Below are 23,142 nucleotides of genomic sequence, written 5' to 3'. Positions count from 1 at the left end.
CGGCCGGCACAAGCAAGTCGCGTGCTCACGTCTCGTCCTCAATTCACTTCCGTTGTTGCGGACCCCTTACGATCAACCGCGCCGGCCGAGAATGCTCACCTTTTGAACTCATCGTAGTGGTCCTTATTCACAGCTTCCGCGACTACCACGTTCTGCAGTAGGGACAACCTCAAAGCTCGCGTAGACATCGGCGTATCGCTTCGCATTAGAGGCCCACGTCCTCTCAGTGCGGACCCAGGCAGCTCCGGTACGCGCGAGTATCGCACGCTGGTCCTCGTCCTCGATCAACTTGAGTAGGACACTGGATAACGAAACCTTGTCGCCTGCGGTGAATAACGCCGCTGCTTTTGAGTCGTGGGCTATCTCTTCCAGAGCACCAACGTCAGACATAACTACTGCGCGACCAGTGGAAAAAGCCTCGAACGGCTTCAGAGGGGTTACCAGTTCGCACACCCGCGATGGCCGCCTGGGTACCACGAAAATATCGATCAGTCCGTAATACCGAAGGATCTCATTGTGGGCTACTCGACCCATGAAAATGACGCCATCGCGACCAAGTTCCGCATCCAGCGCCTCGAGGGCTGACAGATGCGCACCATCGCCCACGATGATCAATTGGATTTTCTCTGAAACCTTTCCCCTGAGGTCATAGAATGCTTCAATCAGCGTGTCAATCCCTTCGTACTCGACGACGGAAGTGATGCAGCCGATGGTTATCGTCTCCTGCGGAATGTTCAAGGCCTCGCGAGTGAAATTAAAACCTCCGGAAAGGACAGGGAATTCGTCTACGCTTACGGCATTGGGAACGATGCTGACGCGCGACGCTGGACAGCCAAAGTTGACTATGTGCTCTTTCATTTTGTTCGCCAGCGTGACAACATGAGCGCTCGAGCTTCTAACTTCAATTTCTCGATTCCGGCGCAGAGTATAGGCATCTGGCAGTCCCCACTGGCGCTCGAGCTCGGCCCAATCTTCGATACGGTACCTCCGAGAGGTACGAGAAAGCCATGATTCTTCCCAGAACCCACGATTCTCGTAGATCACCGGGATACCGAAATGGTTACCAACGGCTTGAGCTGTGATGGCATTGAAGAAATCGGAATGAGCGTGAAGAACTGCTGGCCGGGTTCGCTCGACGAGTTCGCGCACTCCTTCAATATTTTCGTCCAGCCAGTCATGATAGGAGCGACTTGAGCGCGAGGACCCAGCGAGCGTGTAGTAAGTCACACCCTCCAAGGTCTCACAGCGAGATTGATCATGATCGGGATTCTCGCCGACCTGGCTCACCACCGACACTGCGAACCCTCGATCTCGCAGAGCCCGCGCGGTGTAGTGAGTCCGGAGGGTATATCCCGACTCTTTTTTCGGGAAAGCCTTCCCTACAATGTGAAGGACGTGCCCTGGAAGCGGGTCTAACATCCTCTCGTTCGGGCGCAGCTTTGTAACGTACTCCCCTCGGAACACCTCGAGCTCACTCTGTCGACTATCGAGCGCGGTGAGGTCGCGATCTGTTCCGGTCACCATTGCGATGCTCCGAAGTACTTGAAGGCTTTTATCCCAATAACCCCTCGCACGGAGTTCGACTGACAACCGGCGTCTAGGCGTAAGGGGTAAAAATTCAAGCGCCACGGCTTCATCGAGCAACCAGAACGCTGTTAGCGGGTCATCCTGAATCATCTCGGGCACGATCTGCAACAGCTCATTGGTACTGAAAAGGCCTTTACAGGTTCCTGCTTCTACCGCAAGTCGAACTGCGTGACGCAAGGCAACCCGTTCCTCCTCACCCCGCCGATCAACAAGCGGTTGCAGATGACGCATCGCGCCTTGCTTACCGACTCGTTCCAGTGCTGCCTGGACCCAGTCCCTCTCCCGGATGATCAGGGTTTTGACTGTGCTCTCCCGACGCCACAGGGTCCCCTCGCCAAGCGACGAGTATCTCCTCGACGAGCGCATGAATCGCGACCGCAGCTCCACGAGGCCACCGAGGAAGAAGGTCACACAGGCCATCGTAAGAAGAAGTCCGCAGGCGAGACGCGAAGCGCCACCCCCGGCTACAACCAGTCCCAGCAACGTAGCTAACGACATAGCGCAAGCTACTAGGAGTGCCTTGGCATGGCTGCCCAGTGCAACCCTGCGAACTTCTTTCATGCTCCTCCTATTTCAACGCAACGTGAGGGGAGCGCCCGAGCCCCGCCACAGCCATCAGGTTCCGGTGATGAACTGGGGATCAATTCAAGACCGTTCTGAGGGAACCGCGTGTATCGATGACATGCATGCCCGCCAGTAATTCAGCGGGGATCTCCAGGAAATCATCGTGGTCAACCAGCAGGACAAGGACTTCCGAGTCAATCAATGCAGATTCAAGCGATGTCAGGTGGATATTATGCGTCCTCAGAATCGGCGGAAGCTGCCTAATATGAGGCTCCACGACGTTGATTTTGACATCGGGAAGCCGAGTTCCCAGCTCGCGAACGATTGCAACCGCAGGAGATTCTCGGAGGTCATCGATATTTGCTTTGAAGGCGAGCCCCAGTGCAGCGATGGAAGTTGCGCCAATCGCGGTGACAGCAGCACAGGCTTGTTGCGAAACATACCTAGGTTTGTCGTCGTTTACAACTCGTGCGGTTCGAATGAGCCGCGATTCGTCTGGAGCAGCAGAGACTATGAACCAGGGATCAACGGCAATGCAATGCCCGCCCACACCTGGGCCCGGATTGAGTATGTTGACACGCGGGTGATGATTAGCCAGTGAAATAAGTTCCCGCACGTCGACGCTCAACTTGTCGCAGATTAGGGAAAGCTCGTTAGCAAAGGCGATATTGACATCCCTGTAGGAGTTTTCGACCAACTTCGCCATCTCTGCCGTTTTGGCGTCGGTCAGGTGGATAGAGCCTTGGCAGAAAACCTCGTAAAGCCGTTTCGCGGCTTGGGCAGCTTCTCGAGTGATGCCACCCACAATCCGATCATTCGTGACGAGCTCGATCATCACTCGTCCGGGCAACACTCTTTCAGGGCAGTGTGCGAGCAGTACCACGGGTTTGCCGTCTTCACCGTCGAGAGATAGATCCGGTCGAAGCCCGATTAGAAAATCACCCAAGTGCTGAGTAGCTCCAGGCGGTGAGGTCGACTCCAATATGATCAGCTCGCCACCCGCCAGCTGAGGAGCGATCGAGCGACCTGCGGCTTCCACATAACTCAAGTCTGCAGTCTTGTCTTCAAGGAAAGGAGTTGGAACCGCTACTATGTAGGCCTGAGCTTTCGGCGTTGCCAGGGAAGCTTGCAGGCGTCCCTGGCTCACTGCGCCTGAGACGTGAACGCTTAGATCGGGTTCGACAAACGGTACTTCACCTCGATTAACTGCCGCCACGATGTCCTCGCGGATGTCGACACCAGTCACATTCAGTCCGTTAGTTGCCAGAATCGCTGCGGTAGGCAGCCCAATGTATCCAAGTCCTATGACGGCGACATTCCCAATTGCGTTCAATTCAACCCCCCCGAAACTCGCTTCTTGGGAATCGTATTCGAACCTCATGCGCTGCGCCTTCCCGTGGTTCTTTCCAGCACCTGGGTGGCAATCAAAGATTCACGCGATTCTCGGCGCAGTTCGTCCGCTTTCTCATCGTCGCCCTTAGACAAGAAGGAAGTGAAACGAGAGTAGGCGGCAGTCACGGTGTCGGCATCGCCGTCCATCAGAAGATCACCACTATCGAGCCAGATCACTCGAGTGCACATCTCTGTTATGGTGCTCAGGCTGTGGCTTACAAGGAATACCGTTCCGGCCTGATCCCGTAACCGACTTATCCTCAACTTGCTGCGTTCATGAAATTGAGCATCTCCCGTATTGAGTGCCTCATCGATGAGAAGTATCTCCGGATTAACAGACGTCGCTATGGCGAAGCGCAGGCGTGATGCCATGCCGGAAGAGTAGGACTTCATAGGAAGGTAGATAGAGTCGCCTAGGCCGGAGACCTCAACGATGTCGTCAAACTTTTCTGAAACGGTTCTCCTATCCATTCCCATCGCTAAACATCCCAAGATAACATTCTGATCACCCGAAAGATCCGGCACAAGGGCTGCATTGACCCCAAGCATGACTGGCGTTTGAGAAGCAAAAATGTTCCCACTTGTGGGACGGGTACGACCACTGATAAGTCGGGTGAGGGTGCTTTTCCCAGAACCATTTCGTCCGATAATTCCCACAGATTCACCGTGATGTACCACGAGCGACATTTCATTAAGGGCTCGAACTGTAACAGTTGCACTCCTGTACCGTAGCCTCGGTGCTCGCCGTTTCAACGGCCCGCCCTTCACATGGGTCGAAGCGACCTGATACTTCATGCTCACGCGATCGATAACAACCGTCGGTCTTGCGTGCACGGAATTCGAGGCCCGGTCATTCTGCACCATAGGATTCCTCCGCTTGCCAAAAATACGTAACGCCGACGGCCAAGAGTCCGAGAGCCCACGCTGCGAGGATCGCCCAAGACTGCCAGGAGGGCACCTGGGCATAAAGCAGGCAGTTCCTCGCAATATCAAGCACGTTGAACAGGGGATTAAGCTCGACCACAATAAGCAGCGCGTCATTCCCGATAAATCTGTCGTACGAGAAGAATACAGCCGAGCCATACATCCAGAGTCGAAGACCGAAAGAAAGCAGGTGGGCGACGTCGTTCACTCGGGAAACAACTCGCGCCAGGATGAGGCTCAAGCCGAGATTCATCAACATCTGTAATCCGAGCACTGGCAGCAGCAGCACCCAGAGCCAAGTGATCTCTTCCGTGGGGGGCAGAAGAAGGATGATGATCAGCATCGTGATTACTACCGGAACGGCAGCAAGAATCTCCCGAACGTTCGCAGCGATGGGAAGAGTGGCGCGAGGGAAGGAAAACGCCCTCATTACTGATCGACTTGTTTGTAGCGATCGCGCTCCCTGCGAGATTGAACGAGCCGAAATCTGGTACAGGAAGACACCGATGACCAAGTATCCTATGAAGTTTTCGATGCCCCTGCTGGTTTGGAGGAGCAAACCAAATATAAGGAAGTATGTCAGTCCATTCAGTACTGGATTCAGTATCAACCAAACGCTGCCAAGCCGATCCTTGCGGCTGCCGGCCTGTACCTTCGTCTTCGCGTCATACCCAATGAATTGGCGGCGCTCCCACAACTCGATCAAATAGTCAATGAATGCAGGCCGAGCCCCTACCCGAATTAGGGCCTGCGTATCGATAGGCAAGGAACGTATGCCTGATGGGTCGGGCAACGACTCGAGTGGAACACTTTTCGTCATCTGCTAGTCCTGCCCAGGTGGCCGTACGCGTCGACAATAGTGCGGGAATGACGGGTCCAAGTGCGCTCTGTAAGCACCCTTTGCCGCGCCACCTTGCCGATGGCAACCGCTGCGGGAGTCAGACACGCACCGTCGTTTTCGGTCAGAGCCAGGAGCCCTTCAGCCAGTGCATGAACGTCCCCCGCGTTTATGAGTCTTCCTGACACCGAGTCCTCAATTATCTCGCGTAGAGCGGGAAGGTCGCTAGCGACGACGGGGCGAGCCGTGGCCATCGCCTCAACGGGTTTCAAAGGGGTTACGGTTCGAGTTACGTCCAGATCGATCCTCGGCACCACAAATACGTCCAGCGCCTGGTGATAGAGGTGGGCCTGTTCGCGCGGTACTCGTCCTGCGAAGGTGACGCGGGATTCGACTCCTAGCTCTCGAGCCAGCTGTCTCAATCCGGGTGCAGCGGCGCCATCACCCACGATCAAACAGTGCAGGCGGGGGCGCGTGGTAGCCAAGAGTGCGATAGCGCGAATGAGGAGGTCCAATCCTTCGTAATCCACCAAACTACTGACCGACCCTACGAATACTCCTTCTCGTCGGAGCCCAAGGAGTTCACGGGCCGCCGAGGCATCCATCGGTTCCTTCAGGAAATCCTCCCCAACAGCATTCGGAAAAATTAGGATTTGACGATCAGTGCCGCCCGTTTCTAGAATCCGCTGCTTCATGGACTCACCCAACGTAACTACAAGGGCCGCACTGCGGGTCACAGTGGCCTCGCATTCAGTGAAGAGTTTATAGCGTTCGCTGGATCTCGCCACATCGCTACGCGTTGAGGCCCAGGTGTCAGCGAGCTGGCCGCGCACCTCGTAGACCCAAGGGATACCAAGCGCGTCCGCTACTGCACGCGTCACCAGCCCATTCACGAAGTGCGTTGTGGTGTGCAGGACCGTCGGGCGAAGTTCCAACGCGAGTTTGAGGACTCTCTCCGCTTGAGCTTGTAGTCGCTCGTCAAATCCCGCTGGCATTTTCCCAGGCAAAAAGCGGTAATAGGTAACACCGTCGAGCACGTCCTGGTCTTTGGCGAGAACTTTTCCAATCTGGACCGGATACCCTAAGCGCGTCGCGGCGTGAACCGACCACCCGAGCTCAGCCTGCGCTTTCAATATCGAGTGAGAGCGTTGGGCGTACCCGCTTCCTGTGTACGGCAGCGAGTTGGTAAGGACATGTAAAACTGTCTTAGCCCTGGGCTGATAACCAGGAGCTACCTCCAGCTTTGGTTCCCATCCCTGAAAGACCCGCAACTCACTCTGGAGACGTCTTGCCTTGCGGTGAAGGCCTGAGGAGGTAAGCTCGGCGACTGCACCGGTCATATCACCGTCATACCAGCGGCGTCGGGCGCGTACTTCAGTGGCCAGCCCTGCTTTCGCAAGCAGGCAATCGGACCGGAGCGGCTCGTCCGCAGCTAAAGCAATATCTGCCAGCCATGCCGCCGTGGTTTCCGACATTCTCGAAGCCAAAGCCCTATCGATGACGCGATTGCGGTCTTCACTCATCCCGAGCAGATGAGCACCCATCGCTCGGGGAACAGCGCCTGGAAGGAGACGCATCACGTGCCCCACGCGTCGCACCATACGAACAGGCAGGCGGCGTGAGACCTGCAACGTGAGAAGAACTGGATCATCGCCCAGGTGCTGAGCCGCCGTTGCAACAACAAGGTGAACGTTGCTAAGGAGGCTCACCTGTGCGGGCCGCCTGCAACCTCAGCGAGTAAATCTATGTAGGCCTGGCCCAGCTTGTAAACATCAGCATTGTGCTGCACCCATAGGCGCCCGCTCCCGTTGACGTGCAGTTGTACCCGATCATCGGCAAGGCACTGCCACAGCCGTGCCAACGCGTTCGGGTCAGCAGGTACCACGTGGCCGGCTTCGGCGTCCTCAAGAATCTTCCTTGCCTCGCCGCGCACCATCCCCGTCACATGCCGTCCGATCGAAAGTACCTCATAGGTTTTGGAGGGCACCGTCGTTTCGAATGATTTCCAATCGTCCCGTAGCGCCACGATGCAGCTATCAGCTCGGCGGTAGTAATCCATCACCTCGGGTCCGTACGCAGGGTCGTGAAACTCGACTGGAGCGCCAAGTGCCACAGCCAGTGCCCTAAGCTCATTTCGCCTGACGCCATGACCCACCATTGTGAGCCGCATCCGGTCCCCTACTAGCGCTGCAGCCCGGATAGGTATCTCGAGGTGCTGACTCTCGCCGTGATTACCCAAGTACAGTACGTCCAGACGCTTCTTCGTGAGCGGGACCGGCTCCAACTTCTCCAGCCGGTCAAGTTCCACGCCGTTACTAACGGTCGCTACGTTCTTCAATCCACGCGCACGCAATGTCCGGGCGAAGCCGTGGGTCACGGTAACCACCAGATCCGCGCGGTCCTGGATCGCGATGATTACTCGCTCTACGAGGCTCTTGGCACTGCCTTTGATCAGGCGGGCATCCCGAGCTATATCCGGCCAGGCGTCCCGCATATCCACAACCAGCGGCCGACTCAGCATACGGGAGACAACGTAGCCAGCACCGAGGATGGGCAGGCTAGGCACCGTCACGATCACGACGTCGGGCTTTGGATTCAGCGCTGCGGCCGGAATGCTCAACCCGGCCGTGAAAAGGTGGTTAGTTAGCCTTCCGAGGCGGGTGGTCTGGTGCCAAATGTAAGGAACGCGACGAATATTTTCACCATATTCGCCCCTATCTGTGCAGAAGGGCCGCCCCGCCACCCGCTTCGGCAGCGTCCGTCGTCCGTGGGGGGCATGGGCTACAGGAGCAACGACGTCGACAGCCCAACCTGCCGCTCGAAAGGTACGGATAAATTGCGTCCACCGTCGCTGCGGGGGGCTGTGTTCTGGAGCGTATGAGTGCGTCAGCAGCAAAACACGCAAGACCTACCCCCTCATTCCCCGATGTCCGAGACAGCATCCAATTCGTTCAAGTCACTGTCAGTCTAACGATTGCCACCCCGACGCAAGGAAAGTGCGCCTCACGGGACCAATCTTCTACCCAATCGTTACACCGAGGGCCCACGCCGGTCAGGCGCGACCACCGCCTCGGAGCTTGGCATAGTAAATCACGCCGAGGCCTATCAGCACGGCGATGACCAGTGCCCGTGTGACCGGGTGTTCTCCGATCGGGACCTCATCGCCACTTGCTGTCACCTCTGCGTCGACCGCCGTGGGGCTCGGGGTCTCGCTTGGGGTTGGAGACGGCTCTTCGGAAGGGGCCGTCGCTGTCGCTGTCGGCGACGGCACCGGCTCTTCCGACGACGGTTCCGCGGTCGGCGCATCCACCGTCGGTTCGATCTCGAGGACTTCCCCGGTCGCAAAGTCCAAGCGAAAGTTCGTATATAGGTACGTTACCGGGTCGATCAGATTGCCTGTGCCGGGTTCGATCAGGAGGCCGGTCTGCGGTTCCATCAAATATCCGGTTGCGGGGTCGATCGCGAAACCCGTGGCGGGGTCAACGGCAGGCTGCTGCTGCGCGGGCTGCGGCGCCGATGGTTCTGCTGGGGGCGCAGGGGCTGGGTCTGGAGCAGGGGCTGGAGGCGGTACCGGTTCCTGCGATGGCGGAGGCGGAGGTGCTGGATCAGTGGTGGTCCCTGGGGACGGTTGCTGTGAGGGGACGGTCACGGGCAGCGTGATGATGTGTTCCCTCTCCTGTGCCACCGCTGACGCTGGTGATCCTGCCAGTAGCAGAATCCCACAAACGGCCGCCGCTCTGAGCTTTCTCATCGCGTCGCCTCAAGCTCCGGCTTCTGCAAGGTCTGTAGATTCGAGGTACTGCCCCAGTGACCCTTCGTCGAGCGCATCGGCTATCTCGGCAATAGCGGCATCATCTTTCAAAATGATCGACTGTCCATCCGCTGACGTCCCGGTCCCCAGATTAGGCAGTGTGAAGAATTCCACGTCGGTAGGCCGAATGTTTCGCATACTCAGGGCCAACCCGGCAACCGTTCCGGCATCAAACTCCTCATCGACGCTGAGATAGGGCGAAATCTCATTGACGATGTTGCTGATCTTTCCCGGATCGGACAGCGTGCCAGCACTCAAAAACTCGGACATCACGCCCTTGATGAACAGCTGCTGGTTCCGAACACGCTGATAGTCGCCGTCATTGAAGGCGTACCGCTCCCGTACAAACTTCAGGGCAGATTCACCGTCCAGGGTGATGTTGCCCTGCTCAAAGAACTCGCCCTGCGATCCGCGCGACTGGAACGCGTTGGGGTTGTTCACGGTAACTCCCCCCAAGGCATCTGTGAGGCCCTCGAATCCTTCAAAGTCGACGATCATCACATGATCGATTGGTGCGTCGAACATGCTTTCCACAGTCTGGACAACAAGGGGAACCCCACCCAGGGCCATCGCTGCGTTGACTTTGTGCTCACCATGGCCCGGGATGTCGGTCCAGGTATCGCGCATGATCGACATGACGTAGATGTTCTCCCGGTCCTTGGGAATGTGCATCAGCATCATCGTGTCGGACCGCGATCCGTCTGCACTTGTGGACGCGGCATCAGCGCCGGTATCGGTGGCGCGAGCGTCGCTGCCCATCAGCAGGACATTCATTGCCCCTTCAGCAGCCGCGGCTCGGGTTGGCCGAGTTGCTTCCTCCGGAAACGCTGACTCGATTGTGGTCGTCTTGGTGTTGAACGAATTGGCGAGGCTGAGCGTATAGACCGCAACAACCCCTGCCGCGATCACTGCGATCACGAGCAGCACCAGAACGACGTTCCGGACGGGGTGTTTCCTCTTGACGGAACGCGACGGGGCGTCGTCGTAGTAGTTCTGCGTGCTCAAGCGAAAGGCTCCCCTGCTTCTCAAAGACTGACCCCTCATGGTACCGGGTGCGCCTGCGAAGATCCTGAATCTGCTCTCTGCCCTGGTACTGCTGGATAGAGTCGGTCTATGAAAGCTCAGCCGCGCCGAGCGAGAATCGCGCTAATTTCCGCATTCGGAGCGTTTGTCCTCGCGGCACGCCTCTATGGCTTCTATACCGATGAGTCAGGAATCGACGGGGTGGTCGCCGTAATCGCCATGTACGTCCTGATCGTCGGAGGCGCAGTGGCCCTCTATGTCGGCCTCTCGTCCCTCGACTGGAAGCAAGTACGTCGCAACCGTAAAAAGCGCCGCCGGCGGTGATCACCCTCATGCAGCGGGTCAGATCTCCGAACTGAGCATAAGGTGTCCCGTAGCTCGTAGCACCAACTATTCCCCGACCATCTCTGCCGCTGCCGGCCATTGCTCCTCGGCAGACTCCTGCACAGCTTGCACTACCCTGAGCTTTCCGTCGCGGTCGGCCATGGTGCCAATAGAAAAATGCTTCCCTTGATCGGATCTTGTTGCCCAGCTCCAGCTGCACGTTCTCGAGGCGAGGAGGTACTTGCCCAGCCGAGCGTGCCTGCTTATTGAGCGAGACAGAATCGCGCGGCGCCGGAACATTGCCAATGAACGCGTTGGTGGCCTGGATGCGGAGCCTCGGTGTGGAGGTACGGCTAGGGCGTCCCGGCGCTGCCCGGCGAGCTCCTTCTTCCGAGCTACTGCCGCTCGCCCTCGACGCCGGCGGCCCCGGTCGCGCTCTGCCCGCGCCAAGACGCAGGCGGCATTCCGCTCTCGAACCCTCAACGATGCCGTCAGACCCCCTAGGTGCGGGTAAATTCATCCAGAAACAGTCTTGGGTAACAAGCAGCAGCCCGCCCTCGGTGCGACGCCAGCGCTGCTTCAGTTGCTCCACGAGCCAAGCCGCTCCCTCCACATCAAAGTGGGTGGCGCTCTCCTCGTAAGTGTTAGTACCGAAGGATGGAGAGCCGCCCATAGTCGGAATCAACCGTAATGGTGGAATCTGTGGTGGCTTTCGACGCGGCACACCAGGCTACGACGTTGACGTATTTTGTACCCTTTGTGGTGACAGTCAGGCTGCCGACTTTTGGAAAATTATCGTGATGCGCTGCCGGAGTAACGTTTCGCCCGTTGGCTTCGGTGATTTCCGTACCCGAAACACCCGTCTCCCCGTCAGCCAGGATTATTTGGGTCATGCACATCACGTTGAATCCTAGGTTGTTCGTGACCTGGAATTCCGACATCACTTGCAGAACATCCCCCGATGAGAGGTCCGGGACGGCTAAAGAGAAGATGACCCGCTTGTGCGTAGCGTCGGCGGTCACCGGGACAGGTAGCTCTGCGACCTTCTCACTCGCGCTACCGCTGTTGTAATGCAGCGATCCATTCACGCGCTCAAACGGCACCTCATTCTCCATACCGGTTGTCACGTCCACAAACTCGGGCCGCGCGTTGTCGATCGACGGCAATTCTGTGGGAGTGGACCGCTCGAAGTGATTCGGGATTAATAGACCGACTAGTGCAAGAGCAGACACAGTGATCACACTGAGTGCTAATATGCTTACCCGCTGCCAGTTCCCCTTTCGATTTTCCCCTGATTCTGAGCGCATAGCCCTACGTCTAATTTCTCCTCCTCCGCCGTTGCATGATCCCTGGCAAACCGCAGCCGGTAAGGCGCGATCGCAGCTATAGCAATACGAGATAACAACATCATTGTGGCATGGTGCACGGCTGCGTCTCGGAGGGTCACACACCACACGGTAAGGTGAGCCCATGCGCATTCTCAGCGTTGTCGGCGCGCGCCCGCAGTTCGTGAAACTTGCCCCCATCGCCGCAGCCCTGCAAGGCAAGGCTGAACATGTTATCGCCCACACCGGGCAGCATTACGACGAGATGATGTCGGGTGTCTTTTTCAACGACTTACACATCCCGCAACCCAACTTCAATCTTGCTGTCGGATCCGGCACCCACGGTAGGCAAACCGGTGCCATGCTGGCAGGGCTCGAGGATGTACTAGAGCAGTCGAAGCCCGACTGGGTGCTCGTGTATGGAGACACGAACTCAACTCTCGCAGCGGCCGTTGCTGCAGTGAAAATGCATATTCCGGTGGCACATCTCGAGGCCGGTTTGCGGTCATTCAATCGACGGATGCCGGAAGAGCACAATCGTGTTCTCACTGATCATGCAGCAGACCTTCTTCTTGCACCTACCGAAGTCGCGATGAATCATCTTGCAACGGAAGGGCTGGCGAACCGAAGCGTGCTCGTTGGAGATGTGATGACGGACGTGCTGTATATGACACGGGATACGGTGAGGGAAAAGCAGGAACCCCTCCCTCATGGATACACACCCGGCGACTATTACGTAAGTACCATTCATCGTCCCGACAACACGGACGATGCAGATCGCCTCTCGGCCATAGTGAAGCAGCTTTCAAGGCTGGATAAGCCAGTTCTTCTTCTGGCTCACCCTCGCCTTCGCTCGCTCGCGGAGGAACACAAAATCGCACTAGATCTGGGTTCCCTTCGATCGATCGAACCGTGTGCCTATTCACAGCTCATCAATACCGTCCAGAATTCCGCAGGGGTTGTTACTGACTCCGGCGGTTTACAAAAGGAAGCATTTCTTTTGCGCGTTCCCTGCACGACGGTAAGGCCGGAGACTGAATGGGTGGAAACGGTCGAGCTTGGATGGAACACACTGGTCGATGATGTGAGGCAGCTAGCCGCTGCCGTCCAGCGCCCGAAACCCGCGGCAACCGACGCCGCGCCCTACGGATCAGGACAAGCCGCCGAACGGGTGGTCGCGGTTCTTCTCAACGATAGGGATAGTTTCTAGCAGCCGACTCCTGCGTAGTGGAGTCTGATGGCGAGTATTAGATGACGGTTAGCGCGGTAAGATTCACCGTCTGCCCGGTTCGGGCAGACTCAATCATCGCTTCAGCCACTCGCAGGGTGTTCAGACCCTCACGCATGGTAACGATTCCGTTGCCATCTCCGCGCACGGCGTCCCTGAACGCCTCAAGCTCCGCCTTCAGCGGCTCACGCTTGGTAATCGCAAGCCTAGTGATGTTGCCTTCGATGACGCCCCGGAAGTTCGAAACAGCTTCCCATTCCGTGCTGACCGTGCCGTTCTCGTAGAAGGTTAGATCGGCCGTGAGCGTATCGGCGGCAAAGGCGCCCTTTTCCCCGGTCACCACGGTAAGCCGCTCTTTCATCGGCGACAACCAGTTCACCAGGTGGGACGTGATGACTCCATTCTCCAACTGGCAAGACGCCGTCACCATATCCTCATGGGGACGCCCTGATCGTGCGCTAGTGCGCGCGGAGACCGACTTGTAGGGAGACTGCGCGAGCCACGCGGTGAGGTCGATGTCATGCGTGCCGAGATCCTTCACCACACCGACGTCGTCGATGCGTGAAGGGAAGGGTCCCTGGCGACGCGTTGCCACCTGATACACATCGCCCAAGTCACCGTTCTCGATGCGCAAACGCAAGGACTGCAGCGCCGGATTGAATCGTTCGATGTGTCCTACGGCCCCAACCAAGCCTGCATTTTCAAAAACATCAGCCAGTTTCTCGCCGCCTGCAATGGTGGACGCAATCGGCTTCTCAACCATTGTGTGAACTCCGGCCGCCGCAAGAGCGAGTCCGACTTCCTCATGCAAACTGGTAGGTACTGCGCACACGGCCATGTTAATTCCCTGGGAAATCAGCTCGTCTACGGATCCGCACAGTGGCAAGTCAGCAGCCACTCCGTGCGGGTCACCGTAGGCATCTGCCACCGCCGCCAACTCGACGCCGTCGAGCTCACGAATAACTCGGGCATGATGGCGGCCCATCATTCCTAAACCGACGAGCCCAACCCGCAAGTTCCCCATCAGGCGCCTGCTCCGGCGAGTTTGTTCACGGCCGTCACAATCCGGTCCAGGTCCTCTTCATCGAGTGAAGGATGCACCGGCAGCGAGAGCACCTCACGTGCCGCGATCTCCGTGTTGGGCAGGTCCTCGGTGCGGTTGAAGGACGGTAGGCAGTGATTCGGAATCGGGTAGTAGACGCCGCTGCCGATGTTGTACTCATCCTTCAGGGCCGCTGCGAAGCCGTCCCGATCTCCCGAAATACGCACGGTGTACTGGTGGTACACGTGCTCAGCGCCCTCGGCCACCGCCGGCGTTCCGACCCCTTCAAGGTTGTCGTTCAGGAACTTGGCGTTTGACCGACGCTGTGCAGTCCACCCGAGCACCTTGGTCAACTGGACGCGCCCGATCGCAGCGTGAAGATTGGTCATGCGCGCATTGAACCCCACGAGTTCGTTCTCATACTGGCGCTCCATCCCCTGGTTCCGCAGCAGGCGAAGGTTCCGCTCGACCGTGGCGTCACCAGTGGACACCATACCTCCCTCGCCTGAGGTCATGTTCTTCGTGGGATACAGCGAGAACATGGCGAAATCACCGAAGGTGCCGACTTTTCGTCCGTCGATCCCCGCGCCGTGCGCTTGCGCCGCGTCCTCAAACAGTTTGATCCCTCGGGCGTCAGCAAGTTCCCGGAATTCGACAACGTTCGCCGGGTGCCCGTACAGGTGCACCGGCATGATCCCTTTGGTTTTCTCAGAGATCAACGACTCAACGTGCGTGATGTCCAGACAGTAGTGGTTGAGTTCGATGTCGGCGAACACCGGCGTGGCACCCGTGAGAGACACAGAGTTCGCTGTTGCAGCGAATGTGAACGACGGAACGATTACTTCGTCACCCGGACCGATACCGGCAGCGAGCAGGCCAAGGTGCAGTCCGGAGGTCCCCGAGTTCACGGCAACCGATGCACGGCCATCGAGCAGCACGTGCGAAAATTCATCCTCGAATACTTTCACCTCCGTCCCCTGCGCCAGCATGCCGGAGAGGAGCACCGCATCGACGGCGGCACGCTCCTCATCTCCTACGATGGGCTTCGCTGCCGGAATGAATCCTGTGCTCACTTCTGTTCCCCCACTGGCGCCAAAGTTCTATCTGATTCACTATATTTCTCGCTGGTTTCAGGACAAACTCCCAACAGGACCTCCCCCTTGTGTCCACGCGCGTGCGCGAGGCGGAACTCCATAGTGCCCTCGGTCGATTCCTCCTGGTCGGAGACATCTTCGTCATTAGCGATGTAGTTCATCTCGCTCCCTCCCATTGCGAGTCAGGCCTTGCCGATGACCCGGTAGTTGACGCCGACCCACTGGTCAGCTGTGCTTACCCGCCGGCCGTCGATGAAGGTTTTTACCCCTGGCAAGTCAGAGGGTGACAGCTCCGCATACCGTGCGTGGTTCGCCTGCACCACGGCCGCATCGACCGGTTCACCGAGGTGAAAAGCGTCTAGCCCCAGCGAGCTGAGCTCCTCATCGGTATACAAGGGGTCGTGTACGACCACCCTTGCGCCGCGGCGCTTCAGTGCATCAACGGTTGCGAAGACGCCGGAGAACGCCGTCTCCTTAACCTCACCTCGATAGGCGGCACCAAGCACGGCCACGGTTGCGCCATCAAGGTGGCCATGGGCGCCTTCTAGCAGCCCGACCGTATACTCCGGCATCTCGGCGTTCACTTCACGGGCTGCCCGCACAATCGTCGCAGAGGGGTCGTTCCAAAGATAGAGACGGGGGTAGACCGGGATGCAGTGGCCGCCGACGGCAATGCCCGGCTGGTGGATGTGGCTGTACGGCTGCGAGTTCGAAGCCTCGATCACCTGATAGATATCAATGCCTGCAGTCGCGGCAAAGCGGGCGAACTGGTTGGCGAGACCAATGTTCACATCGCGGTAGGTTGTCTCGGCAAGCTTGGCAAGCTCAGCCGCCTCTGCCGATCCGAGGTCCCACACTCCATTACCGCGGCCTAGATCGGGACGGTCATCAAAGTCCAGGACCGCTTCATAAAACTGAACCGCTGCCTTTGCGCCATCGTCGGATAGCCCACCAACCAGCTTGGGGTACTTGCGCAGATCTTCGAAGACCCGTCCGGTCAATACACGTTCGGGCGAGAACACCAGGTGAAAATCCTTGCCCTCGACAAGCCCGGATCCTTTCTCCAGCATCGGCTTCCAGCGGCTGCGCGTGGTGCCAACAGGAAGCGTGGTTTCGTAGGAGACAAGCGTCCCAGGCGTGACGTGCTTGGCCAGTTCCGCTGTGGCACCATCCATCCATCCAAAGTCAGGCTTCGCGTCGGCATCCACAAAGAGCGGCACTACCAGGACCACGGCGTCAGCATTGGGTACGGCCTGCCCGTAATCGGTTGTCGCCCGAAGCTTGCCCTCCCGCACAAATTGGGAGAGCTTCTCCTGGAGGTGCGCTTCACCGGGGAAGGGCTCCTCTGCGTCATTGATGGACTCAACGACCCGCGCGTCGACGTCAACGCCCACCACCTCGTGACCCTTCGACGCGAACTGGACTGCAAGCGGCAGACCGATCTTCCCAAGGGCGATAACAGCAATTTTCACGACGAAGAAGATCTTTTCTGTATGGCTTGTGCTCAATCCGGCGGTTCAGTGCACAAGACTATCCCGTACTTCGATACCATCCGAGCTGGTGACGGTGAGGAGAACACACGACCGCGCCAGATCCTCCTTCTGCCCTCACCGGCATTGATTTCCCTCTACTCCCCCAGCACCTCGGCCGCCGCAAGCCACTGCTCCTCCAGCGATTCCTGCTCCGCCTGCAGCTCGCGCAGCTTCGCGTTCAACTCCGCCATCTTCGAGAAGTCGATCGAAGCGTTGCTTCCGGCGCCGGTCATCTGCTGATTGACCTTCTCGATCTGCGAACCGGCCTTGGTCATCTGCCGCTCAATGCGGGTGAGGTCCTTGCGCGCCTGGCGCGTCTCCTCGGGTGAGCGGGCAGCAGAGCCGCCTGCCGCCGTCGTACTGCTGCTTCCCGCGCCGTCCCCGGCACCAGCAGACAGCGGGCTTCCCGCCAGTCCATCGCCGGATGCGGCGCCGCGGCGCAACTGGAGGTACTGGTCCACCCCGCCGGGGAGGTCACGGATCTTCCCATCGCCGAGCAGTGCCAGCTGCGTGTCGGTCACGCGTTCCAGCAGGTACCTGTCGTGGGAGACCACCACGAGGGTGCCCGGCCAACCGTCCAGGACGTCCTCCACAGCGGCGAGGGTGTCGGTGTCCAGGTCATTTGTGGGCTCATCGAGCATGAGGACGTTCGGCTCCCCGACGAGCAGGCGCAGCAACTGGAGACGACGGCGCTCCCCGCCTGAGAGGTCTCTCACCGGCGTCCACTGCCGCTCGTTGGTGAATCCGAGCGTCTCGACGAGCTGGCTCGCCGACACTTCCTTGCCGCCCACCGAAACCACGCGCTTTTCCTGCTCGATCACTTCGGTTACGCGGAGGTGGTTTACGTCGTCGAGCTCGCGCACGTCCTGCGACAGGATGGCGGTCTGGACCGTCTTCCCGCGCTTCAACCGGCCCGACGACGGCGCCACCTCCCCGTTCAGCAGCCGCAGCAGGGTGGTCTTGCCTGCACCGTTGACACCGACAATCCCCAGCCGCTGACCAGGCGCCAACCGCAGGGTGACCCCCTGGAAGAGGTTCCGGTCCCCCAGGTCAAGGGACACGTTCTCGAGATCCAGCACGTCCTTGCCGAGGCGGGCCGTGGCCATCTTGCTCAGCGCCAGCGAATCGCGTGGCTCCGGAACGTCAGCGATCAGCGCGTTGGCTGCTTCGATCCGGAACTTGGGCTTCGACGTCCGTGCGGGGGCGCCCCGCCTAAGCCACGCGAGTTCCTTCTTGACGAGCTGCTGCCGCTTGCCCTCAATGACGTTGGCCATGCGGTCACGCTCGGCGCGGGCAAGGACGTAGGCGGCATATCCTCCGTCGAAGCCTTCCACCAGGCCGTCATGGACCTCCCACGTGCGCGTGGAGATTTCGTCGAGGAACCAGCGGTCGTGGGTGACGATCAGCAGGCTGCCCTCGTTGGGACGCCAGCGCTGCTTGAGGTGGCCGGCGAGCCACGCGACCCCTTCCACGTCCAGGTGGTTGGTGGGCTCGTCGAGCATGATGACGTCGTCGTCCCCGATCAGCAGCTTGGCCAGGGCGACCCTTCGCTTCTGCCCGCCTGAGAGCGAGGAGACCTGCGCGTGCCAGTCGACTTCCCCGACCAGCCCGCCCATGACGTCGCGGATCTTCGGGTTCGAAGCCCACTCGTGGTCGGCCTGGTCGCCCACAATGGCCGCACCGACGTCAAGGTCCCCGTCCAGTACGTCGTTCTGGTCCAGGTACCCCACGGTGACGTTGCGGCGCTTGGTAACGCGGCCGTCGTCGGGCGTGGTGCGCTGGGCCAGCAGACGCATCAGGGTCGATTTGCCGTCGCCGTTCCGGCCGACCATACCGATACGGTCGCCCTCCTCCAGCCCGAGGGTGACGCCGTCGAGGACTGTGCGGGTGGCAAAGGTGACGCTGATGTTCTCAGCACCGAGGAGGTGGGCCAACGTTGATACTGCTTTCGTTTCGGGGTTTGTTCAGTGCCGGTCAGGCGAGGTAGTCGCTGACAATCCTCGCACCGTGAGCCGGGCCATGCACCAATTCGCCGGGCAGCCCCGCAGCAGCAAGCAGCGCGTCGATCGATGCGGCATGGTCTTCTGAGTCAGCGAGGAAGGCCACGGTTGGGCCTGAGCCGGAGACAATGCCGGCCAGTGCGCCCGCTTCCCGGCCGGCCTCGAGCACGTCCTTCAGCCCCGGAGCCAACTCCAGCGCAGCCGGCTGCAGGTCGTTGTGCAGGAGGTCAGCGAGCGTGTGTGCATCCCCCGAGCGCATCGCGCTAAGAATCTGCGAGTCAATTTCGGGAAGCTCGGACGGTTCTTCACCCGCGGCAAGCCGGAGATCATCGAGCGTCCGGTAAACCAGGGGCGTCGACAACCCGAAGGGCGAAGGCACCAGAACCCAGTGCAGCGGCGTCTTGGAGATCGCCGGGGTGAGCTGCTCGCCCAATCCGAGCCCGACGGCGGTGCCTCCGATGAGCGCGAACGGCACGTCTGCGCCGAGGTCCACTGCGATCTTTGCCAGCTCGTCCCGGGAGAATCCGCTCTTCCACAGCGCATCGCAGGCGAGCAGCGCGGCAGCAGCGTCCGCTGAGCCTCCACCCATCCCACCCGCGATCGGCACCCGCTTGGTGATATTGAGATGGACACCGGTCGAGTTCTCACTGAGCTCGGCGAGGAGCGCCGCGGCCCGCGCGGCCAGGTTGCTGCTGTCGAGGGGAATCTCCTCCATGGGAAGGTTTAGGCTGCCCTGACCGTCCACGGTGACGGTGATACCCGGTTCTTCGGTGACTGTTGCGGTGACCTCTTCGTAGAGGGAGACCGCCAGGTAAACGCTCGCGACGCTGTGGTAGCCGTCCTCCCGGGGTGGGCCCACCCGCAGGGAGACGTTGATTTTCCCCGGCGCTTTGACCCTCACTGCGCGGGGCGCTGACGTGCGCATTCCTGCCGTTCTCCCAGCCACCATGCTGTCCAACTTAGATCACCGACGCGGCAGAGGAGAAACTACCCCGGTGCCGTGACGTACCCATGGCCATGGGCCGCCTGCAGCGGTATGGTAAGCCTACTGATGATTCGTCGTCATTGGTGGTCTACTCAAAGGAGACACTGTGAGCACGAAGATTGAAAAGCGAATCATGGTCAACGTTCCCGTAAGCGTGGCCTACAACCAATGGACCCAGTTCGAGGAATTTCCGCACTTCATGAGTGGGATCAAGAAGGTCACCCAGCTCAGCGACAGCCGGTTGCAGTGGGTCGCCGAAATCGGTGGAGTGAAGCGCGAATGGGAAGCGAAAATCCTCGAGCAGACGCCTGATCGAAAAGTGTCCTGGGCGGCAACCGAAGGCGCAACCAACGCCGGCGCCGTGATGTTCGAGGACCTCGGCGGCGGCCAGACCTCCATCCGCCTGGAACTCGAGTACGAGCCCGAAGGCATGGTCGAGAAGTTCGGCGACAAGCTCAACGTCGTTGAGAAGCAGGCGGAGTCCGACCTCGAGCGCTTCAAAGCGTTCATCGAGGACGAAGGGTATGCATCCGGCGCTTGGCGCGGCTCAGTGGGAGACGGCACAACAACCGGCTCGCCCTCCGTGGCGGACGCGGCGTCCTCCCGCGGAGACGGCGGCAAAGCCGGCATTTCGGGCAAGGTGGCAGCAGTGGGCCTCGGGGCTGCAGCGGCCGCCGCGGCCGGCATCGTCGCCGCGTCCAAGGGTAATGATCAATCCGGCGCGCGCACCGGGAGCGACGTTCACACCGGCACCGATGCCGTACCGCCGGTGGTTACTCCCGTGGTCGACACACCAACCGTTGTTGTTCCACCGGTCGACGCCGGTGTTCCTGGCGAGCGTCCGCTCGGCGAGCCTTTCGACCAGACCAACGGCCTCATCGATACCGACGGTGACTCCGATGGACTGGCGGAAAGCGATACCCGGAGCGCGGCTGAGCGTGACGAGGATCCGGATGCCGGAGCGGGAGGCATCCTGCCGCCCCGCACACCCGGTACCTGATAGGCAGGTCGGCACCCAGGCGGGCCAAGAGCCAGCCTGACCGCCACACGCGCGACGGCGGCGTCCTCACCTGAGGGCGCCGCCGTCGTCGTCTGCTGTGGATCGTTTAGCGCCGCGAGCTAGGCCAGCGGCGCCTGCTTTGCTTCGGCGATGCGCGCGAATCCATGGATATCAAGTACTTCGCCGCGCGCGCTTGGGTCGATGCCGGCGCGGAGCAGCGCTTCTCCAGCCCGGACTGCGCCTCCCGCCCACCCGGCGAGCGCCGCCCGAAGGGTTTTCCTGCGCTGCGCGAATGCAGCATCAATGACAGCGAAAACTTCTTCCCGGGAAGCGGTGGTGGCGGGGGCTTCATGGCGCTCGAAGGCCACCAGACCGGAAGCGATCTTCGGCGCAGGCCAGAACACGTTCTTGCCGATCACGCCAGCCTTGCGCATGGTCCCGTACCAGGCCGCCTTGACCGAGGGCACGCCGTACACCTTTGACCCGGGCGGGGCAGCGAGGCGGTCGGCCACCTCGTCCTGCACCATGACGAGGCCGTGCCGCAGGGACGGAAACTCAGCCAGCAGGTGCAGCACCACTGGCACAGCCACGTTGTAAGGGAGGTTGGCCACCAGCGCCGTTGGTTCGGCAGGAAGCTCGATGACGCGCATGGCGTCGGCGAGGACGACATCGCAGGCGTCTGCCTTCTCCGGCCGCCAACGCGCGATCGTCTCGGGGAGGCGTGCGGCCAGTACGGGATCTATTTCCACCGCTACCACCCTCGCCGCCGCATCCAGCAGACCAAGGGTCAGAGATCCAAGGCCCGGGCCCACTTCGAGCACAGTCTCTGCCGGGTCCAGACCGGCAGCGGCGACAATCCGACGGATGGTGTTGCCGTCGATCACGAAGTTCTGGCCGAGCGTCTTGGTGGGACGGATACCCAGCTCTTCAGCCAGCCGGCGGATCTCCCCCGCACCGAGCAGCGAAGGCGCAGACGGGCGGTTTGTCATCTCGTTCACCTGGACACGCACCCAGCCACGTTTTTCACCTAGCTATCGTAGCGCCGACGGTGTGACCAAGACTTCGCACGGCGCTGGACTACTGCAGGCCCAGCTTCGCGGAGCAGGACGGCCAGTGTCCCCAGCCGCCGTTGCCCTTGAGCACTTCTGCGGTCGCGATCTGCTCTGCGGGTGTTGCGAGGTGCGGCAGTGGCGCGTACTTCCCTCCGCCGGCACCAATCCAGCTCGGCTCGCTGAACTGCAGGCCGCCGTAGTAGCCGTTGCCGGTATTGATTGACCAGTTTCCACCGGATTCACACTCCGCGAGGGCCTGCCAGGCGCCGCTGCCGGAAGGCGCTGCCTCGGCGGCCGCAGGTTCGACGTCGGATTCCTCAGGCTCGGCCTCAGGTTCCGGCTCCGGCTCGGGCTCGGGTTCCGCTTCCTTTCGGGTTCCGACGGCGATGACCTCATCCACCGGTTCTCGGGTCACCTTCTCGCTGAGGAGCTTCCGAGCAGTTTCCTTGCCGTCAATCAGCGTGACCGAGAAGACGCGGGTGCGTTCGCCGTCGACGCCCGGTGTACGGACCTCACTGTCACCCACGAGAAGTTCGGCTGAGTCCTCGTCCGTGGAGGAAAATTTGATTGTTTCAGTTTCCGTCACGCGCTTGCCGGTCTCGACGCGCGTGACCTTCAGCCCCATGCCCGTAACGAGTGAGCTGGTTTTCGGCACGGACATGCGGTCCTCTTTGCCGAGGGTGATCTTCGCTTCGACCAACAACTCGGACACGGTGTTGGCCGTCGTTTCGATGCGGTGGTTCTTGCCGTCGACCGCCACCGTCACGGTCTTGGGCGTCGAGATGCTCAGGTTCGAGCTAAGCGTAATCAGCGGGGTCTCTGCTGCGGCGGAAATTTCGGAGCTGCTTGCCACCCCGAGTTCGTCCACCAGCTCACCGACCGTTTCACCCGTGGTGTGAACCACTGTCTCGGCTCCGTTGAGGGTCACATCCACGGCAGTCGCGGTGTTGACCTGGATCGCCGCTCCGTCGCGGATAGTGCTGGCAAGCGCTGGAGTGATGCGGTCATTGGCGCTGACGGTAATGCTCGCTGCGTCGAGGACGTCCGCAACGGTGCCGCCGAACGTTTGAACAGTATGGGACTCCCCGTCAACCACAACCTGAACGCTCTTACCGTTTCCAACGAAGGCCACGAGCCCAACCACGAGGCTCGACATCACCAGGCCCTGCCCGGCGAGGACTGCCCACGCTTTGGCGTCCCGCTTCGGCTGAGCGTGCTTTTTCAGCTGGGCGTGCCGCTTCGCTTCGTCCGTCGTTGCCAATTCGTCCCACATTCCCCGCAGTGTCCGGGCACGGGGAATGAGCGCTCCGCGAGCACACGCGATGATCGCACGCGTGCGGGAGTGCCTGGGCATGAACGACGAGGGGCGGTTCTGCCCACACTTCCGACCGCCAGGGTGTGACGCCGGTAAACACAGCGGA

General features: G+C 60.1%; 19 protein-coding genes. 3 read left to right on the top strand and 16 right to left on the bottom strand.

The window, feature by feature from the left end; translation table 11 throughout:
- Nucleotides 1–123 precede the first annotated feature (123 nt).
- The 8 genes from ACWA1U_RS09295 to ACWA1U_RS09260 form a co-directional block, all read right to left on the bottom strand.
- Complete coding sequence (locus ACWA1U_RS09295; RefSeq protein ID WP_463721921.1) at nt 124–2,148, bottom strand: glycosyltransferase; 2,025 nt, start codon at nt 2,146–2,148, stop codon at nt 124–126.
- Nucleotides 2,149–2,227: 79 nt separating this feature from the next.
- Nucleotides 2,228–3,532 carry a UDP-N-acetyl-D-mannosamine dehydrogenase gene (gene wecC / locus ACWA1U_RS09290; RefSeq protein WP_463721920.1) on the bottom strand — a complete coding sequence of 435 codons (1,305 nt, stop codon included), beginning with the start codon at nt 3,530–3,532 and terminating at the stop codon, nt 2,228–2,230.
- The gene (locus ACWA1U_RS09285) at nt 3,529–4,230 is read right to left on the bottom strand and encodes an ABC transporter ATP-binding protein (protein ID WP_463721919.1); all 702 of its coding nucleotides are present in this window, start codon (nt 4,228–4,230) and stop codon (nt 3,529–3,531) included. Before ACWA1U_RS09285 ends, wecC begins: the two co-directional genes overlap by 4 nt.
- A 163-nt stretch (nt 4,231–4,393) precedes the next feature.
- Complete coding sequence (locus ACWA1U_RS09280; RefSeq protein WP_463721918.1) at nt 4,394–5,287, bottom strand: ABC transporter permease; 894 nt, start codon at nt 5,285–5,287, stop codon at nt 4,394–4,396.
- On the bottom strand, nt 5,284–7,014 hold the full coding sequence (locus tag ACWA1U_RS09275) for a glycosyltransferase (protein ID WP_463721917.1): 1,731 nt from the start codon (nt 7,012–7,014) through the stop codon (nt 5,284–5,286). The genes ACWA1U_RS09280 and ACWA1U_RS09275 overlap by 4 nt, the downstream gene beginning before the upstream one ends.
- Nucleotides 7,011–8,201, bottom strand: coding sequence for a glycosyltransferase family 4 protein (locus ACWA1U_RS09270; RefSeq protein WP_463724997.1), 1,191 nt, complete (start codon nt 8,199–8,201; stop codon nt 7,011–7,013). The genes ACWA1U_RS09275 and ACWA1U_RS09270 overlap by 4 nt, the downstream gene beginning before the upstream one ends.
- A 156-nt stretch (nt 8,202–8,357) precedes the next feature.
- Nucleotides 8,358–8,741, bottom strand: a complete 384-nt coding sequence (locus tag ACWA1U_RS09265; RefSeq protein ID WP_463721916.1) for a hypothetical protein — start codon at nt 8,739–8,741, stop codon at nt 8,358–8,360.
- Between the two features lie 324 nt (nt 8,742–9,065).
- On the bottom strand, nt 9,066–10,121 hold the full coding sequence (locus ACWA1U_RS09260) for an LCP family protein (protein WP_463721915.1): 1,056 nt from the start codon (nt 10,119–10,121) through the stop codon (nt 9,066–9,068).
- Nucleotides 10,122–10,229: 108 nt separating this feature from the next.
- On the opposite strand from ACWA1U_RS09260, the gene ACWA1U_RS09255 reads away from it, so the two are divergent.
- Complete coding sequence (locus ACWA1U_RS09255; RefSeq protein WP_463721914.1) at nt 10,230–10,463, top strand: hypothetical protein; 234 nt, start codon at nt 10,230–10,232, stop codon at nt 10,461–10,463.
- Nucleotides 10,464–11,107: 644 nt separating this feature from the next.
- On the opposite strand, the gene ACWA1U_RS09250 is transcribed toward ACWA1U_RS09255, so the two are convergent.
- The gene (locus ACWA1U_RS09250) at nt 11,108–11,695 is read right to left on the bottom strand and encodes a hypothetical protein (RefSeq protein ID WP_463721913.1); all 588 of its coding nucleotides are present in this window, start codon (nt 11,693–11,695) and stop codon (nt 11,108–11,110) included.
- A 238-nt stretch (nt 11,696–11,933) separates the two neighbouring features.
- Here ACWA1U_RS09250 and wecB point away from each other — a divergent pair, with 238 nt between their 5' ends.
- On the top strand, nt 11,934–12,998 hold the full coding sequence (gene wecB / locus ACWA1U_RS09245; RefSeq protein WP_463721912.1) for a non-hydrolyzing UDP-N-acetylglucosamine 2-epimerase: 1,065 nt from the start codon (nt 11,934–11,936) through the stop codon (nt 12,996–12,998).
- A 37-nt stretch (nt 12,999–13,035) separates the two neighbouring features.
- On the opposite strand, the gene ACWA1U_RS09240 is transcribed toward wecB, so the two are convergent.
- From ACWA1U_RS09240 to ACWA1U_RS09220, 5 genes are all read right to left on the bottom strand, one after another.
- Nucleotides 13,036–14,040, bottom strand: coding sequence for a Gfo/Idh/MocA family oxidoreductase (locus ACWA1U_RS09240; RefSeq protein ID WP_463721911.1), 1,005 nt, complete (start codon nt 14,038–14,040; stop codon nt 13,036–13,038).
- Complete coding sequence (locus ACWA1U_RS09235) at nt 14,040–15,131, bottom strand: DegT/DnrJ/EryC1/StrS family aminotransferase (RefSeq protein WP_463721910.1); 1,092 nt, start codon at nt 15,129–15,131, stop codon at nt 14,040–14,042. The genes ACWA1U_RS09240 and ACWA1U_RS09235 overlap by 1 nt, the downstream gene beginning before the upstream one ends.
- Before the next feature lie 203 nt (nt 15,132–15,334).
- The gene (locus ACWA1U_RS09230; protein WP_463721909.1) at nt 15,335–16,624 is read right to left on the bottom strand and encodes a nucleotide sugar dehydrogenase; all 1,290 of its coding nucleotides are present in this window, start codon (nt 16,622–16,624) and stop codon (nt 15,335–15,337) included.
- 155 nt (nt 16,625–16,779) lie between these two features.
- A complete protein-coding gene (locus ACWA1U_RS09225; protein WP_463721908.1) occupies nt 16,780–18,618 on the bottom strand; it encodes an ABC-F family ATP-binding cassette domain-containing protein in 1,839 nt (612 codons plus the stop codon).
- Nucleotides 18,619–18,658: 40 nt separating this feature from the next.
- The gene (locus ACWA1U_RS09220) at nt 18,659–19,609 is read right to left on the bottom strand and encodes a 4-(cytidine 5'-diphospho)-2-C-methyl-D-erythritol kinase (RefSeq protein WP_463721907.1); all 951 of its coding nucleotides are present in this window, start codon (nt 19,607–19,609) and stop codon (nt 18,659–18,661) included.
- Between the two features lie 166 nt (nt 19,610–19,775).
- Here ACWA1U_RS09220 and ACWA1U_RS09215 point away from each other — a divergent pair, with 166 nt between their 5' ends.
- Nucleotides 19,776–20,669, top strand: a complete 894-nt coding sequence (locus ACWA1U_RS09215; protein ID WP_463721906.1) for an SRPBCC family protein — start codon at nt 19,776–19,778, stop codon at nt 20,667–20,669.
- 119 nt (nt 20,670–20,788) lie between these two features.
- Here ACWA1U_RS09215 and rsmA read toward each other — a convergent pair whose 3' ends face one another.
- Nucleotides 20,789–21,667, bottom strand: a complete 879-nt coding sequence (gene rsmA / locus ACWA1U_RS09210) for a 16S rRNA (adenine(1518)-N(6)/adenine(1519)-N(6))-dimethyltransferase RsmA (protein WP_463721905.1) — start codon at nt 21,665–21,667, stop codon at nt 20,789–20,791.
- Nucleotides 21,668–21,746: 79 nt separating this feature from the next.
- Complete coding sequence (locus tag ACWA1U_RS09205; RefSeq protein ID WP_463721904.1) at nt 21,747–22,994, bottom strand: ubiquitin-like domain-containing protein; 1,248 nt, start codon at nt 22,992–22,994, stop codon at nt 21,747–21,749.
- Nucleotides 22,995–23,142 lie beyond the last annotated feature (148 nt).

Source organism: Arthrobacter sp. TRD_SC_6 (genome assembly GCF_055361185.1).
This window is presented reverse-complemented; position numbering and strand designations above follow the sequence as displayed.

Excerpts from the sequence above, each read along its gene's own strand:
- ACWA1U_RS09295 (WP_463721921.1), bottom strand. The coding sequence starts at position 2,148 with ATGAAAGAAGTTCGCAGGGTTGCACTGGGCAGCCATGCCAAGGCACTC.
- wecC (WP_463721920.1), bottom strand. The coding sequence starts at position 3,532 with ATGAGGTTCGAATACGATTCCCAAGAAGCGAGTTTCGGGGGGGTTGAA.
- ACWA1U_RS09285 (WP_463721919.1), bottom strand. The coding sequence starts at position 4,230 with ATGTCGCTCGTGGTACATCACGGTGAATCTGTGGGAATTATCGGACGA.
- ACWA1U_RS09280 (WP_463721918.1), bottom strand. The coding sequence starts at position 5,287 with ATGACGAAAAGTGTTCCACTCGAGTCGTTGCCCGACCCATCAGGCATA.
- ACWA1U_RS09265 (WP_463721916.1), bottom strand. The coding sequence starts at position 8,741 with ATGGAACCGCAGACCGGCCTCCTGATCGAACCCGGCACAGGCAATCTG.
- ACWA1U_RS09255 (WP_463721914.1), top strand. The coding sequence starts at position 10,230 with ATGAAAGCTCAGCCGCGCCGAGCGAGAATCGCGCTAATTTCCGCATTC.
- wecB (WP_463721912.1), top strand. The coding sequence starts at position 11,934 with ATGCGCATTCTCAGCGTTGTCGGCGCGCGCCCGCAGTTCGTGAAACTT.
- ACWA1U_RS09240 (WP_463721911.1), bottom strand. The coding sequence starts at position 14,040 with ATGGGGAACTTGCGGGTTGGGCTCGTCGGTTTAGGAATGATGGGCCGC.
- ACWA1U_RS09220 (WP_463721907.1), bottom strand. The coding sequence starts at position 19,609 with ATGCGCACGTCAGCGCCCCGCGCAGTGAGGGTCAAAGCGCCGGGGAAA.
- ACWA1U_RS09205 (WP_463721904.1), bottom strand. The coding sequence starts at position 22,994 with ATGTGGGACGAATTGGCAACGACGGACGAAGCGAAGCGGCACGCCCAG.